Origin of the sequence: Binatus sp. (SeqCode), from assembly GCF_050013435.1 — a bacterium.
In the GTDB taxonomy this organism is placed as follows: Bacteria; Desulfobacterota; Binatia; order Binatales; family Binataceae; genus Binatus.
On record NZ_JBEKFG010000019.1, the window covers coordinates 1 to 14,066 of the forward strand.

Annotated in this window: 14 protein-coding genes and 1 tRNA gene; 4 read left to right on the top strand and 11 right to left on the bottom strand. The window is 61.4% G+C overall.

The window, feature by feature from the left end; all coding sequences use genetic code 11:
* The 5 genes from ABSB13_RS05725 to ABSB13_RS05745 form a co-directional block, all read right to left on the bottom strand.
* Positions 1–775, bottom strand: a 775-nt coding sequence (locus ABSB13_RS05725; protein ID WP_428106321.1) for an ABC transporter ATP-binding protein, incomplete at its 3' end; no start/stop codon positions are given.
* A 65-nt stretch (positions 776–840) separates the two neighbouring features.
* Positions 841–1,959 carry a hypothetical protein gene (locus ABSB13_RS05730; RefSeq protein ID WP_428106324.1) on the bottom strand — a complete coding sequence of 373 codons (1,119 nt, stop codon included), beginning with the start codon at positions 1,957–1,959 and terminating at the stop codon, positions 841–843.
* A gap of 37 nt (positions 1,960–1,996) precedes the next feature.
* Complete coding sequence (locus tag ABSB13_RS05735) at positions 1,997–3,139, bottom strand: ferritin-like domain-containing protein (RefSeq protein WP_428106327.1); 1,143 nt, start codon at positions 3,137–3,139, stop codon at positions 1,997–1,999.
* A gap of 32 nt (positions 3,140–3,171) precedes the next feature.
* Positions 3,172–3,609 (bottom strand): hypothetical protein, encoded by a 438-nt coding sequence (locus ABSB13_RS05740; RefSeq protein WP_428106328.1) that lies wholly within the window; start codon positions 3,607–3,609, stop codon positions 3,172–3,174.
* A 180-nt stretch (positions 3,610–3,789) separates the two neighbouring features.
* Complete coding sequence (locus ABSB13_RS05745) at positions 3,790–5,256, bottom strand: amidase (protein ID WP_428106330.1); 1,467 nt, start codon at positions 5,254–5,256, stop codon at positions 3,790–3,792.
* Between the two features lie 211 nt (positions 5,257–5,467).
* Here ABSB13_RS05745 and ABSB13_RS05750 point away from each other — a divergent pair, with 211 nt between their 5' ends.
* Both ABSB13_RS05750 and ABSB13_RS05755 read left to right on the top strand, forming a co-directional pair.
* Positions 5,468–5,905, top strand: a complete 438-nt coding sequence (locus ABSB13_RS05750; RefSeq protein WP_428106332.1) for a hypothetical protein — start codon at positions 5,468–5,470, stop codon at positions 5,903–5,905.
* Positions 5,877–6,971: a hypothetical protein gene (locus tag ABSB13_RS05755; RefSeq protein WP_428106333.1), complete on the top strand. Its 1,095-nt coding sequence runs from the start codon at positions 5,877–5,879 to the stop codon at positions 6,969–6,971. The genes ABSB13_RS05750 and ABSB13_RS05755 overlap by 29 nt, the downstream gene beginning before the upstream one ends.
* A 250-nt stretch (positions 6,972–7,221) precedes the next feature.
* Here the strand turns inward: ABSB13_RS05755 and ABSB13_RS05760 are convergent, their stop codons facing one another.
* Positions 7,222–8,304, bottom strand: a complete 1,083-nt coding sequence (locus ABSB13_RS05760) for a thioredoxin domain-containing protein (protein WP_428106336.1) — start codon at positions 8,302–8,304, stop codon at positions 7,222–7,224.
* A 140-nt stretch (positions 8,305–8,444) separates the two neighbouring features.
* On the opposite strand from ABSB13_RS05760, the gene ABSB13_RS05765 reads away from it, so the two are divergent.
* Both ABSB13_RS05765 and ABSB13_RS05770 read left to right on the top strand, forming a co-directional pair.
* Entirely contained in the window at positions 8,445–8,963 is a 519-nt protein-coding gene (locus ABSB13_RS05765; protein ID WP_428106339.1) for a hypothetical protein, read from the top strand.
* Positions 8,964–9,005: 42 nt separating this feature from the next.
* Positions 9,006–9,086: transfer RNA gene (locus ABSB13_RS05770), tRNA-Leu, on the top strand.
* Positions 9,087–9,244: 158 nt separating this feature from the next.
* Here the strand turns inward: ABSB13_RS05770 and ABSB13_RS05775 are convergent.
* The 5 genes from ABSB13_RS05775 to ABSB13_RS05795 form a co-directional block, all read right to left on the bottom strand.
* Entirely contained in the window at positions 9,245–10,432 is a 1,188-nt protein-coding gene (locus tag ABSB13_RS05775; RefSeq protein ID WP_428106341.1) for a patatin-like phospholipase family protein, read from the bottom strand.
* A 153-nt stretch (positions 10,433–10,585) separates the two neighbouring features.
* Positions 10,586–11,281 carry an OmpA family protein gene (locus tag ABSB13_RS05780; protein WP_428106344.1) on the bottom strand — a complete coding sequence of 232 codons (696 nt, stop codon included), beginning with the start codon at positions 11,279–11,281 and terminating at the stop codon, positions 10,586–10,588.
* A gap of 154 nt (positions 11,282–11,435) precedes the next feature.
* Entirely contained in the window at positions 11,436–13,253 is a 1,818-nt protein-coding gene (locus ABSB13_RS05785) for an ABC transporter ATP-binding protein (protein ID WP_428106346.1), read from the bottom strand.
* Complete coding sequence (locus ABSB13_RS05790; RefSeq protein WP_428106348.1) at positions 13,243–13,686, bottom strand: lasso peptide biosynthesis B2 protein; 444 nt, start codon at positions 13,684–13,686, stop codon at positions 13,243–13,245. The genes ABSB13_RS05785 and ABSB13_RS05790 overlap by 11 nt, the downstream gene beginning before the upstream one ends.
* Entirely contained in the window at positions 13,670–13,966 is a 297-nt protein-coding gene (locus ABSB13_RS05795) for a PqqD family protein (RefSeq protein WP_428106350.1), read from the bottom strand. The genes ABSB13_RS05790 and ABSB13_RS05795 overlap by 17 nt, the downstream gene beginning before the upstream one ends.
* Positions 13,967–14,066: the final 100 nt, after the last annotated feature.

Below are 14,066 nucleotides of genomic sequence, written 5' to 3' on the forward strand. Positions count from 1 at the left end.
CGTGACTGGTCTCCTTGATTCTCGGCGAGAGAATTCTGATCACCGCGACGTAGAACGGAATGACTATCAGCGAGATCCACGCCAGCCGCACGTTGAGGTAGAACAGCAGCCAAATCACGAAGCCCAGCGACACGCCGTCCATCCAGATGTTTATCATCGCCGAGCCGACGAAATTCTGCGCCATCGAGATGTCGGAAATGAAGCGCGAGACCACCGCACCCGACGCCGTGCGATCGAAAAACGAATGCGACAGGCGCTGCACATGCAGATACAGCGCGTAGCGCAAATCGAAGATCAGCCGATGGCCCGCCATGCTCGCCCAGTAGTTGCGGTAGTAAGTCGCAATCGCCTGAACGGCGAAGAGCGCGAACAGCGCCGCCGTCAGAGCTTCGAGCTTGGCCGCCGATCCCGCGCCGAGATGAAGCGTCAAAGCAAGCGAGCTGCACCATCGGTCAATCATCTGGTTCAAACGCTCAGGATGCGGCTGCGGAACCAGTAAAACGTCGAACACATATTTGAAGGCGAGCGGAAACGCGAGCGGCAGCGTGAATTTCAAAATGCCCATGACGGAGCCGCCCGCCACCAGCCGTAGATGCGGCCGGACGTAAGCGAGAAAGCGCACCAGCGCGGTACGCGGAACGATACGGTCGAAGAGTCGCCCGAGCGCGCCGCGGCTACCTTGGTCGGGTTCGTCAGGTGCGTCTTTCGACGCCCGCGAGGAACAGTCGGGCGTCTCCGGCGCGCCGGCTATCACTTCGGAACCACGATTTGGCATCCCGCTACTTTAGCAGCGCCGCCCGACGCAGAAAATATGCGCGCGCGATACTCTGTCCGGGTGTCTTAGCCGGCAGCTGAAATGCGATCGATCATGGCCGGGATGCGGCTGCGCCCGGCATGGCCCGCCAGCCCTGCCGCCGCGATTCGCTCCATGTACTCGCGCACCACCAGCCTGATGAACTTCGCCGTCGCAATGCGCCCCTTGTCCACATTGGCCTTTTCGAGTCCGCCTCCACAGATGATGATCATCGGCTCCAGCAGCTCGGGACTCCCAATCAATCCGAGCAGAACGTGCTCAGTGTGGTCGAGGTAACCCTCCATCGCGCTCACTTCGAGCGGGCGATGCTTCAGATGGTAGCGGAGCTGGCCGAGTCCGTAGGCGGTCTGACGGCCGGCGTCCTGCATCGCGTAGCGCATGATCGCGCGATCGACGTTGGTCGGTGCGAAGGCCGCCACTTGCCGATATAACACGAGCAGGAATCCGGCAAGCGAGAGGTTGATCGAAACCGAGCCTTGCGGAAACTGATCCGCCCACAGCCATTCCTTGAGCCCCTGCTCCGCCGTCACGCTGGCGCGCCCCAGTCCCGCCCCGCCGTAGAGCGCGCGCTTGCGAAACGCTTCGAACAGGCGTGACGCGTCGAGCATCTGCGCGCACAGCCAGCTCTTCTGTTCGAGGAAGTCCTGGTTGATCAACGCAACCCACTTCGAGGGAAAGTCCATCGACACCATCTGGCATTCCTGCAGGAAGGTGTAGAGCTGCGCACACGCCATCTCGAGTTCGGGCGCGAGCGGACGAGCGTGCAGTTCGTTCCATGGGATGTCGGCCGCCGGCACCCATCGCCGCGCCTTGTCTTCTTCGTAAAGATCGGCGACGTTGTCCGACCATACGTCGGACTTGCGATTCACGACGTAGCCCATGTCGGGCAGCTTGCCGACCTTCTCGCTTCCGCGCGACACCATCGACTGACTCTTGCGGACATCCTCGGGTATATTGGTGTAGCCGTAGCTGCCCACGTCGAGGTCCTGGTAGGTAAGTCCGCGCCGCGGATCCGACGGCCGGCCTGCTATGCGTTCGGTCTTGGCCTCGTACCAATGCAGGCCTAAGTGTCCCTGCATCACCTTTTGCGCGGCTTCCAGGACCGTTTCATCGACCGTGTAATCCTTGTCAGCGTAAAATGCCACTTGGTGCTGCCTGTCCTATCCTTGGAGCTTGATGTCCTTAGAGCTTGATTCCCGCGTTTTCGGCTGCGGCCCGGCCCATCTCATACATCTTATAGAGCTTCGAACGTTCCTTGCGCTCCGGCATCCCGCATTTGTCCAGACGCTCGAAATGCTCCTCCATCTGCTTGAGATTGAACTGAGTAGTCACTCGAACGCCCTGTTCGATGTTTTCCTTCTTGAGCCCGCCGCCGGCCAGGATGATGAACGACTCGGTCAGCTCGGTTGCCGCCGCGCCGGCGAATGAAATGTTCTCGGCTTCGTCCAGGTGCGCGTGCAGAACTTCGCGTTTCTCGGGAAAGTGCTCGAGTACGTATTTGAAATGCTGCATGCCGTAGCCGACGTGACGCGCTTCATCCTGCATCACCAGGCGGAAAATCTTCTTGTCCACGTCGGTGGGCGACAGATATTCGCTGAATCGGAACATGGTAAGAACGTTGCCCTCGGCTACCAGGTGCAGCGCAACCGACATCTCGCTGAACGAATCGGCGTCGCGCAGATGCTTCAGCGCCATCTCGTTGATCGGACTGGCCTGCATCAAGCCCCAACCCGTCGTAAGCGCGCGCTTGCGGAAGACCTCCGCATGGCGCGCCTCGTCCATCGCCTGCGCCGCGATGAACGAACGGACCTCGATAAAGTCGGGGTTGAGCCGCGGCAACCACATCGCAGGCGTATCGGTCGCGATCATTTCCACTTCGGTGAGGAAGGTCATCAACTGCGAGAGCGCCTTGCCCGTCACCTCGGGCAGCTCGACTCCCTCGAGGCGGTCCCAAGGAATGTCGGTGGTGGCGTTCCACTGGCGCGATACCGCTTCCTCGTAATAGCTCTCGGTGTTGAACGCCCACAGCTCGCTCTTGCGCGAGACCCATGGCTGCGCGTCGGGCACGCCGTCGGGAATCTCGGCGCCGCGCGGCGCATAGGATCGATTGGCGCGAACCTTTTCGGGTATGTCGGTATAGCCATAAGTCCCGAGGTTAAGGTCACGGTAGGTCAGTCCGCGGCGCGGGTTGGCTTCCTCGGGGCTGATCTTCTCGGTCGCCGACTTCATCCACGACAGGTCCATCTCGCCGGTCCTGATCGTGTATAGCCACTTGTCGATGAAGTCCTTGTCCTCGGTGAAGTTCGTGGTCGAAAGGTATGCCATCGTCGCCGCGCCTCCGCGCTCTGCTTGAAACCCTAGAAGCTCACTTCGAGCTTGCTCGACAGATCGAAAAATTCCTGGATCGATTCCATGAACCGGTAGAGTTTGTCATGACCGTCGGGATCGTCGTAAACAATCTTCAAGCGCTCGCCGAAATGCGCCAGCGTGTTGATGTCGTGCGCGGAGTCGGCCTCGCCGTTGCGCCGGATGTTTTCGATCATCTCGCGCCACACCCGCGAGTCGCCCTCGATCTGAAAATCGACTTTCTTCAGATCGATCGCCGGCACTTCGCTGACGCTCTTGAGATCGAAAACCTCGAACTCGAGGATGAAGTTGCGCGCCTTGCCGTTGACGCCGACGGTTACGCCGAAGGTCGTGTCGATAAACCCCAGCCGCCGGAATTTTTCCTCGTTCGCGGCCATCTGCGCCTTGAGCGCTTCGAAGTAATCAGTAGAAGGAAAGCTAATCGCCATAAATCGATGAACCCCGCCAGTCTCCCAATAAATTGATCGATGCTGAATAAATCTAGGATTAAACGACCCAATAAGGCAAGCAAACGCCCAAGACGGCGAGCCAGAGCGCGACTGGCCGCGCCTCCCGTCTCGACCCGAATGTTCCCCGTCTCACCCGGGGACGCTCACAATCGCTTTGCGCTAGGCGTGGATTCGCGGACGCCGGCCAGACCACGGTGCGGCTTGCTCGATTTGCGCGGCCAGCCGGAGCAGCAAATCTTCTCGGCCGTACGCAGCTACGAGCTGAACCCCGACCGGGAGGCCCTCGCGCGTCATGTGCAGCGGGAGCGAGATGGCCGGATTGCCTGCCACGTTCCATGGAATCGTGAACGGGCTGACCTCGGCCATCCGCCGTCCGATGTCGGCTGGATGCTCGCCCGGTCCGAGCTTGAAGAATCCGAGCGGCGGCGCGGGAGTGGCTAAAGTCGAAGTGATGAGGATGTCGAATCCGCCGCTCCACCATCGCGCGGTCGTCCGCGAGAATTCGTTGATCCATTCACGTGCGACGATCAATTCGAGCGCCGACACCTGGCGGCCACGCTCGACGAGAAACCAGGTCCACGGATCGAAATCTTCGGCGACGACGGAGCGCCCAAGTATCCTTTCCGCGTCCACCGCGTGGCCGGCTTCGCCGGATGCGATCAGAACGCCGACCGGGTCGCCGATGCGCTCGTCGTCGAGCGCGGCGGGATGATTTTGCTCCACCTTGTGGCCTAGCGACTCCAGCAGCTTCGCGCAGTTGCGAACCGCGGCCGCGCAATCGGCGTCGATGCCCGGATGGAATGACGGCGCGCGATCCATGAAGCCGATTCTAAGCGGGCCGGGCGGGAGCGCTGCTTCGTCGCGATACGGACGCGCAGGAGCCGGCGCCGTGTAGGGATCGCCGGGCATGTAGCCGCCGACCACGTCGAGCGCCGCCGCCGCATCGCGCACCGATCGGACTAGCGCGCCTTCCTCGCCGAGTCCGTGCCAGATGTCGGCGTGAAGCGGTCCGATCGAAGTCCGGCCGCGCGAAGGCTTGAGCCCGACGACTCCGCAGAATGACGCCGGAATGCGAATCGAGCCGCCCGCATCGTTGCCGTGGGCGATCGGAACTATCCCGGACCCAACCGCCGCGCCCGCGCCGCCGCTCGATCCACCGACACCGCGTTCGAGATTCCAGGGATTGCGAGTAGCTCCCCAGGCGCGAGTTTCAGTCGCGATCGACGGACCCCATTCAGGCACCGTAGTCTGTCCGATCGCAATCAGGCCGGCGGCGCGAAATTTCGCGGCGACATTGGAAGTGGATCGCGCCGTGACCCGCGCGTCCTTGAACGCTTTCCATCCCCAGCTAATCGGCTCGCCGGCCACCATCTCGGACAGATCTTTCAGCAGGAAGGGTACGCCGTGAAAAATACCCGGTGGATGCTTTTGCCCCGTGGCGGCCTCGGCGCGCGCCTTGTCGAAGCGCGGATAGATCACGCAATTCAGTTGCGGGTTGATGCGTTCGACGCGTTCGATTGCTGCGTCAACCAATTCGCGCGCCGTGGCCTTACCCGTCGCGACGAGATTGGCCTGCGCGGTCGCGTCCATCCAGGCGAGTTCGTCGCGATTGAGAGTTGTAGTCATGGCGCTAACCCTACCGCGACCCAGCTGTTTCGTCCATCACAGGTAGAACCACCCTGCCCCATCGCACCGGGGATTACGTTGCGTGCGGCACTCACGCCGCCAAAGCACCCCTGCAGTTCAGGGTGTCATAGTTCAGCCTGAATGGACGCCGACGATAGTGCTATTGGTCATTTTGGCCGCAATTTGCGGATGTTCGAGCGAAGGAGCTGACATGAAAATCGGGAACTTACTTTGCGGCATTCTACTCGCCGGCATATTAATTGCCGGCAGCGCGGCGCCGGGCCGCGCGCAACTCCAGGTGCGGCTGCGGCCGCCGAATGTGACGGCCTACTGTTCGCCGGTTGGCTCCGGCGGCGCGTCAGTCAGCACAAGCTGCCCCGCGGCCGCGGGACTGACGAACTATCTCTGGAAAATCGACGCGACTTGCAGCAGCCCCGCCTCGACCGTGAGCGGAGTTGTGACCGTGACGGGAACTCAGGGCGGAACCTTGTCATATGAATTTGACGAGGTCGGCGGCGGCGCGCCGGAGCTGGACGATGCGTTCCCGCCGATTCAGGCGAGCGCGACGAACACGGCTATCGTCGTGACCGTTCCCGCAATTAGCGGCGGAGGAGCATGCGTTGCCTGTGCATTCTGCTCACAGCAATAGGCGCGGGGGTCGCGACGGCGCAGTATTAAGAACGACGCGCTCCGTTGTCGCGCTCTTTCTCGTTTTAATACTCGGTGCAGGGGTCAGCCCCTGCCCGGCGCTGGCGCAACCGGGAATCGACGGGACGCCCACCAAAGGCGTTGTAACTACTACCACCAGCTTCGCCACCACCTATCCGACCGGCTTTGGCTCGGCGAACGCGGGCGATTGCTGCATCATCCAGTGGTGCGGAAATGAAGCCCTTTCCACTACGGCAGGATGCAACCAAAGCGGCTCAGGATGGACACCTATCTGGACGTCGGGCGACTATGCATGGGGATCGGGAAATAATCGCGAGGCGCAATGGCTCACGCACGTCTATACGAGCGGTGACACAGCGCCTACGTGCAACCTTGCGACCAGCGGCAGCGGCTCTTACAACCTGTTTTGTTACAAGACCGCAAACGGATGCACATTCAGGCCAGGCCCGACGAATCAAAACAGCGCAAGCGCGATGACCCTGATTTCGGGACCTGGGATCACCGGCACGGCTGGCGATGCTCACCTGTTCGGTGGATGCGCGGCGGGCGCAAACACCTTCACCAATTACAACGACAGTCTCACTCAAGAAGTGACGCAATCGGAGAGCATCGCATCGTCGCAGGAGGCGGATGCAGTCATCGCCAGTTCGGGGGCGCAGCCGACAGCGCAGGCTACAACCTCGCTGAGTGCGTTCAACACCGGCATTGAGGCCGACCTTGAAGCGAGCGCTGTCCCGACCGCGACCGCCACGTCGACCCCGACTGCCACCGCGACTTTAACGGCAACGCCAACTGCCACTCCTACGGTGACGGCAACGACCACCGTCACTGCAACACCATCGGCAACTCCGACGAAGACGGCCACCGCAACTGCGACGGCTACTTTGACAGCGACACCGACCGGCACTGCGACCAATACGGCCACTGCAACTGCGACGCCATCGGCGACGCCCACTGCCACGCCGACCGGCGCGAGATCTCCCGCATTGATGCAGCACCATCTCGGGCAAGCATGGTGGTGGGAATCACCTTGGGTAGGGCGGTGACCGATGGCAATCCGTGAGGCATGCGAACGCCCCGTAGATGCCGGACGCCGGACAGAAGAGCAATCCGCGCCCAAGCTGGCCGGCGTCCGCAATTATCTACGCCGTCGAGCATCCCGAATTCGGGGTGACGCCGCAAAAGCCCGTATCGATCCCGCGCCAAGTCCGAAGCCGGCGATCCGTACCGGTATCGCGAGCTAGCCGAGGCGATGGAAGAAAAAAACCTGCGCTATCTCTCCGTGCCCGGCACGCACTAACGTACCGACGCTTGCTTGTTGGCGCCGCCGGTAGCCAGCTCGTCGTCGATGATCTCTTCGAACTTCGAAGCCGGCTGCGCGCCCGTTAAAGGCCGGCCATCAATAAAAAACGCCGGGGTTCCGTCCACGCCGACCTTCTCGCCGGCGGCCTGGTCGCTTTTGACCTGGCTGTCGTACTTCGCCTTGTCAAGGCACGCGTCAAACTGACCGGTATTGAGTCCGAGCTTCTTGGCTGTCGCCTTCAGATCGGCGGGCGCCAGCTTGCTCTGATCGGCGAACAGCGCATCGCGGAACTGCCAGAACTTGCCCTGGTCGTTGGCACATCGCGCGCCCTTCGCGGCGTCAAGCGCGTGTGAATGGAACGGCAGCGGGAAGTCCATGTGTACGATGCGAATCTTGTCGCCATATTTCGCCCGCAACTGCTTCAGAGTGTCTTCCGTTTTTTTGCAGTACGGACACTGAAAGTCGGTGAACTCGACGATCGTGACAGGCGCATTCATGCCGCCGAGCGCGGGATGGCCGCTGCTGTTCAGCGCGACGCGCTGGGGCTCCAGTAAAATCTTCACCGGCGCTTCCTTGCGCAGGCGTTCGAGCAGCGCCTGGCGGTTCATCATTTCCATCAGCTGCGGTTTGAGCTTGTCGAACGGCGCGGTGCCTGCGGACTTGTTCTTGTCGTAAAACTTCTTCGCGTCAGCTTCGGTCACGGCCGATTTGCCCGCGTATTCTTTCTTGAGGTAGTCATCGGCGCTCAGCTTGTCGCGCTGGGCGGCCTGCTCGATCAGGTAGTCGTTAGTCATCGACTCAAGCGTCTGGCGCCTGAGATCGAAAGTCTTGTCGGCGATCAGTTGATCGACGCGCTTTTCGAGCGCCGCGCGCATCTGATCGAGCTGCGGTTTGACTTTTGCGTCGAGGTCCTTCTCGCTGATTTTGTGATCGCCAACCGTGGCAACCACCGCGTTGGGGTCGTCGGCCCATGCGGGATGCGGGCCGATGGCCGCGCACACGATTGCGACGGCGGCGGCAATAGCGGTAACAATACTCCGCGCGGACCTGGGGCGAATTCGCCTCGACTGATTCATGTTTAGCAGCATCGTATAATGTTCGAACTCCCTCGTTAGTGATAACCCGCAAATACTAGCATGCGACAAGGGTGCTGTCGCGATGCTGAAAACGATGCATTTGCCCAGATCGCCGCGACTCAGCTAACCTGACATTTGCTTTGAAACCGAATATAGCAGCCTCAATCGGAATGCTGGCCGCGGTCCTGCTGATCTTTCCCGCGCAGGCGCGAGCGGCAGGCAACGAAAACGAAACCCGACTCAGCGTCCTGGTGGACTGTCATTGCTCCGATCCGGCCGGCGAAAGCTTTTGCTCCGATTTCAAGGACAAAGTTCGCGATTCAGTCGCATATCGGCTCGTCGATCACGCCGACGCATATGGTATCGGAGTGCATCTCTGGTGTGTGGACTTGTTTGCGGGACTCCCGGGAGTCGATAGCAAGCTTTCCGGCACGATGTCCGCGGTATCGGTCGCATTCACAATCTATTCCGACAGGCTACCGGGCGAAGTGTACGAAGATTCCTCCGTGTTTCGAGTCGGCAAAGGCGCTGCCGACGAGATGTCGGGCAGAATCCTGGCCGCCGTCGGTCAGCTTGCCACCGCCAACAAGGCGGTATTCGAGCATATCCGCGCAACTCCTAAGCCCGCAGCGACGCCGACCCAGCGCATCATCGAGTAGCGCTTCAAAAAGCCCGGGTTTTCCAATACCTTTTTAGCTCGCGCGAGAGTGGCGGAATGGCAGACGCGCCGGACTTAGGATCCGGTGCCGCAAGGCGTGGGGGTTCAAGTCCCCCCTCTCGCATTTCTTCGATTCCCCGCGAGGCCGTGAAGGCGATGACACCAAGCGCCGCTAAAATCATTGGCAGCATCGAAGAGAAAGGCCGCATCCGATGTCCACAGCTAATCATTTGACCGTCGATCCTTCGACTCGCCAGCCTTTCAAGCACCGCGGCACGTCGCCTATTTGATTGCCGCCCATGCAGCGGAGGCGGCCTGGAACCAGGCGTCACCAAGCTCGCACGCGAGCGTGTCGGTATTCATGCGGATCGGCTGGTTTGGCGCTTGGCTTTTTAGCCATAGATCCGCATAGGCCGCGATCGCATTTACCTGGGACTGCTGGATCGCATCCATGTCCATATTCGCCAGATAGGTAAACTGGGCGGCGGTCATACCGCCAGGCGCCGTCCAAATGCCGGCGGGATCCTTTACCGGACTGATCAGCGGATTCATCCTCACGATCCGGCTTTTTATGGGGTCCTTAAGCCCCTTGCTGGCGCCAGTCATGGCATATGCGAGATAGGATGCGATATCAGGCGGGTCGTCGAGAATCGAAGTCGCCAGCTTGTGCAGATCCGCAACGAGTCCGGAATCTGCGGGTGGCCGCAGGTACGGTGATGATGCACCGCCAGGAGGCGGCGCCGGCAACGCGACCGATCCAGTCCCCAGACTCAGCGCGACAATGTCCGTTGGATTTTGCCCCAGCGCCAGGGCCTCGGTGACCGCCGCCAGCACCGGGTTGTTGCATCCAGCGATGGCGCCATCCCAATACCTTCCCGGCCGATCGGGAAATTGCGCCGGCCCGTCAAAGTAATTGACGGGCGCGTTGGTCGAGGCGTGGAGCGCCTCGGCCAGCGTCACGCTGGCGGCGTCGCCGGTGCCCCAGGCTGCGCCCGAGGCCGGCGCAGAGCGGAAAAACGTGGCACGGTTGCGATCGTAATCGAAGCCGGTGATCAGCAGATGTATGTCCGCCGATGCCCCCGTGCGGCGCACGGCTGCCGCTGCGGATACCAACGGAGACGTTCCGCGAGTTGGCAAAAACCCCTGAATCGCCGGAAGTTTGTTCGCGGCGCTGTATTTGGGCCCCATTCCGGTGAGATCTCGGAGCGCTCGATCTCCCCAGGAAGTCGTGGGCGAGAAAATCGACTCGCGGTTCTGCTGATTCTGAAAATATGAGAGTAGCGCGCCGAGCGTCAGGTTCTCGACGAGGCCGCCAAGCACCAGACTTCCGCCGGAGTTAGCAGCGACCAGGTCGAAATCAGCGAGCACGTCGTGTCCTGACTTCTGGTCACTGTAAAGCGCGCGCAGCGCCATTACTTCAATCAGCGCCCAACTGCCGCCGCCATCAAGCGTCAGAATTCGGTAGGCCATGCCGTCCTCCCCGCTTCCTATTCCACAAAAAGTGGACAGGTGCAAGCTATTTGTGTCTTTCTGTCGATGTCGCGCGGAACGCTAAATCCTGACCGCGCGAGGGAACGGCGGCGGGGCGCTCGCGAGATTGCGAGCGCCCCGTGGTATGCGTGCTTACTGTTCGGGCGCCAGTTCGACGCGGCGGTTTTGCGCGCGCCCATCGGCAGTGTCGTTGGTCGCCACGAAGTTGGTCTTGCCGTAGCCGTGTGGATGCAGCCGGCTTTCGGCGATTCCATCCTTGATAAGGTAATCGACGACCGCGTTCGCGCGCCGGTCGGATAACCTCAGGTTGTAGTCCTCGCCTCCGATCGCGTCGCAATATCCATTCACGTCAATGTCAACGCCGGGATTGGCCTTGAGAGTTGAGGCGGCCTCGTCCAGCACGGCGGCATCGCCGGGACGGATGTTCGATTTGTTGAAATCAAAATGCACGCCGCGCAGTACCAGCTTCTCCTTCAACGGCGGAGGTGGGGGCGGTGGTGGCGGAGGCGGCGGGGTCGGAGGAGGTGGTGGTGGCGGAGGCGGCGGTTGAACGATCGGATCGCAATAGTAATGGCCCGCGACTCCGCCTATTACCGCGCCGATTCCCGCACCGGCAACCGCACCCGTGATAGTTCGCGAGCTCTCGCCGGGATTGCCCGCGTTGTCGCCGACAGCATAGCCAACGCCGGTGCCAATCAGCGCGCCGGCGGCGGCGCCGTAAACAGTGCACCAACTTAACTCGCGTTGCTGCGCGCATCCGCTCAAGAGCAGCGCGATGCCGGCCACGGCCGGCAACAGAAACGACGATATACGCGATTGAATCTTCATGTCCCCTCCCACAGGCGATCTATGCCGTCGCTCAGCGCCGTCCGCTCGATCAGACACCCACGCGCCGCGAACGGCGTCACCCTAGTTCAGGGACATGTCGGAACAATTAGTCGCGGATTAACAGAATGTGACGTAAATGCGGGCTGGATCTCGATCAGATGGTCAGACTCTGCGCTTCCCATAGCGCGCGGAAACGGCCGTCGCGCAGCGCGCTGAGCGACGACCAATTGCCCGACTCGACCACCTTCCCGCCTTCGACGACGTAAATCAGATCGGCCCATCGGATGGTCGATAGGCGATGCGCGATCAGTACGACGGTGAGTTCGCCGCGGCGGCTTTCGATCGCATCGAGCACCCGTGCTTCGTTTTCGGAATCGAGGCTGTTGGTCGCCTCGTCCAGAATCAGCATCGAAGGGCGGCGCAGGAATGCGCGCGCCAGCGCGAGGCGTTGGCGCTCTCCCTGCGACAGCATCATTCCACGATCGCCGACGATAGTATCGAGCCCGCCGCTTAGTCCCGCGACGAAATCGAATGCGGACGCCTGTCGAAGCGCCGCGAGCATTTCCTCCTCGCTGGCTTCGGGGCGCGCCCATTTGAGGTTTGCACGAATCGTGTTGTGAAAGAGAAACGTGTCGGGCGCCACAAAGCCGATTTGATCGCGCCATCCGCGCATGCCTTCGGGTCCGAGCGGCCGGCCGTCGAGTCTGAGCGTGCCCGAGTCGGGCGCGACGAGGCCCATCAGAATGTCGGCGATGGTACTCTTGCCGGCTCCCGACGGCCCCACCAGCGCGACGATTTTCCCCGCCGGGATCACCAGGCTCAAATCGCTTACCGCGGGCACCCGTCCCTCACTGTAAGTAAACGATACGTTCTCAGCGGCAAGTTCGCGGGTGAGCGACTGCCGATCGTGCAGATGCACCGCCGGCTCAGCGGCCGCGGTGCATCGGGCTTCGATATCCAGCAGGTTGGCGAACGATGGCAGCGCGTTGACGAAGGCGCGGTAGTGGTACTGGCCGCTCATGATTCGCGGCATCACACGCATGAACAGCAGCAACAGGAGCAGAATTGACGCCGGCGGCACTGCCAGGATCTGAAGCGATGCGAACACCACCATCGCGAGGATTACCACCGTGCCGAGTTCGAACCACGTCGCGGCGATCGCCTGCTGACGCGTGCCGTCCACGTTGGCCCGGGCAACATCGGCGCTCAGCTCGGAGAAAATCGAAAAATTACGCGCTTCCGCGCCATAAGTTTTCGCCGCTTTGAGACTCTGTAAATGCTCGATGGTGGCGGCGTAGAGCGACTTGCTGGAAGCGGAGATCTCCTCGCCCTGCTTTTCGATCGCATGGGTGCGGCCGCGAAAAACAAACGCCAGAAACGCGCCGGAGATCAGCACCAATGCAGTCATCCCGGCCGACAGCGCAAACGCGATTGCCATGTAGAGCATTCCGATCGCGACTTCGCCGATGAATACCAGTGCAAGATTCGTGGCGTAGCCGATTCGGCTGACTTCTGCGGTCAGCGCGTGAGTGAAATCCGAAGTCCTGCTCCGGCATACGAACAGCCAGTTCGCATCCGCAATCGCGTGGTAGAGGCGACGGCGCAGATGATCCTCGACTTCCTGCTGAACCGCATAAGTCCACACGCCCTGCATCTGTCCCAGCACCGTTCGCGCGCCAACCAGGATCACGAATATGCCAAGCAGAAGAATCAGCGACGGGTGCAGCCCCACCGAAACGAATGCCTTCGAAACCATCGCCGCGTAACGTCCCGCCTCGCCCTGTCCGGCGAGATTGAAGCCCGCCACCTGCAGGGTCGGAAGCAGCAGCGCGAAGCCGACCCCCTCGGTCAGCGAAAACAGGACCATCACGATGAGCACGCTGATCAAATGCCAGCGCGAAACCCGCACCAGCATCTTGACGTACGTCGCAAGCGTGCCCTTCGTCGGTGGGTTTGCGGGACTATCGGCCAACGGAGTCCCGCCCGCCAAGCGGCATGTATCGATCAAGCTCGAAATCTCCGATCACCACGATGCCGCCGCTCTCGAGCCATGCGTGGGCGCCGAAATGCCCGTCGACCGGTTTCATGACCCCGATTTTGAGTTCGCTGGGATAGCGGTAGCGCTTGAGCACGATGCCGGTCGCGAGCGCGCGAACCAGGCAGTTGCCGCCGCTGGGGACGGCCCGGCTGGCGGTGGCGACTGCCCACGCGATTTTTTCAGGTGATGGACGCACGGAGCTGGAGTTTGCGCGCATCGGATGGCTCATCGCGTCAGCAAGCCGGCGCGCACGAGCAAACGGCAACATCCACAGGCCCGCACGCACCGCCAAAGTCGCCGCCAGCGACTGAAACAGAAGCATCCGATCCGGCGCGGGCAACGCGAGGAACTTAGCTACCTTCTTCATCCGATCCCCGACCGTCCGGCGCCGGCTCGTCCAGGACCTGAATCAGGCCATGCGCCTGGAGTTCGGCAAGCAGTTGCATCAAATCGCGGCTGCATCGCTCGGCTTCGACGTCGAATTGCTCGATCAATGCGTTGCGAATCTCGGCCACTCGGCGCGGTTGCACAATCAGGCTCCAAATCATGGCGCCTACCGGGTCCAGTCCGAAGTAGGTCCCGCTCTTGAGATTCAGAATGGCGGCCTCACCCTCGAGATCGCAGGAAATCTGGTCCTTGGATGCCACAACGATGGATCCTGGCGAGATTGTCTTTTCCACGAATTACAACCGTCCAAGCGGCACAAGCGATGCGATGATTGCTCTAAACGCGAGAACCCTTTACATC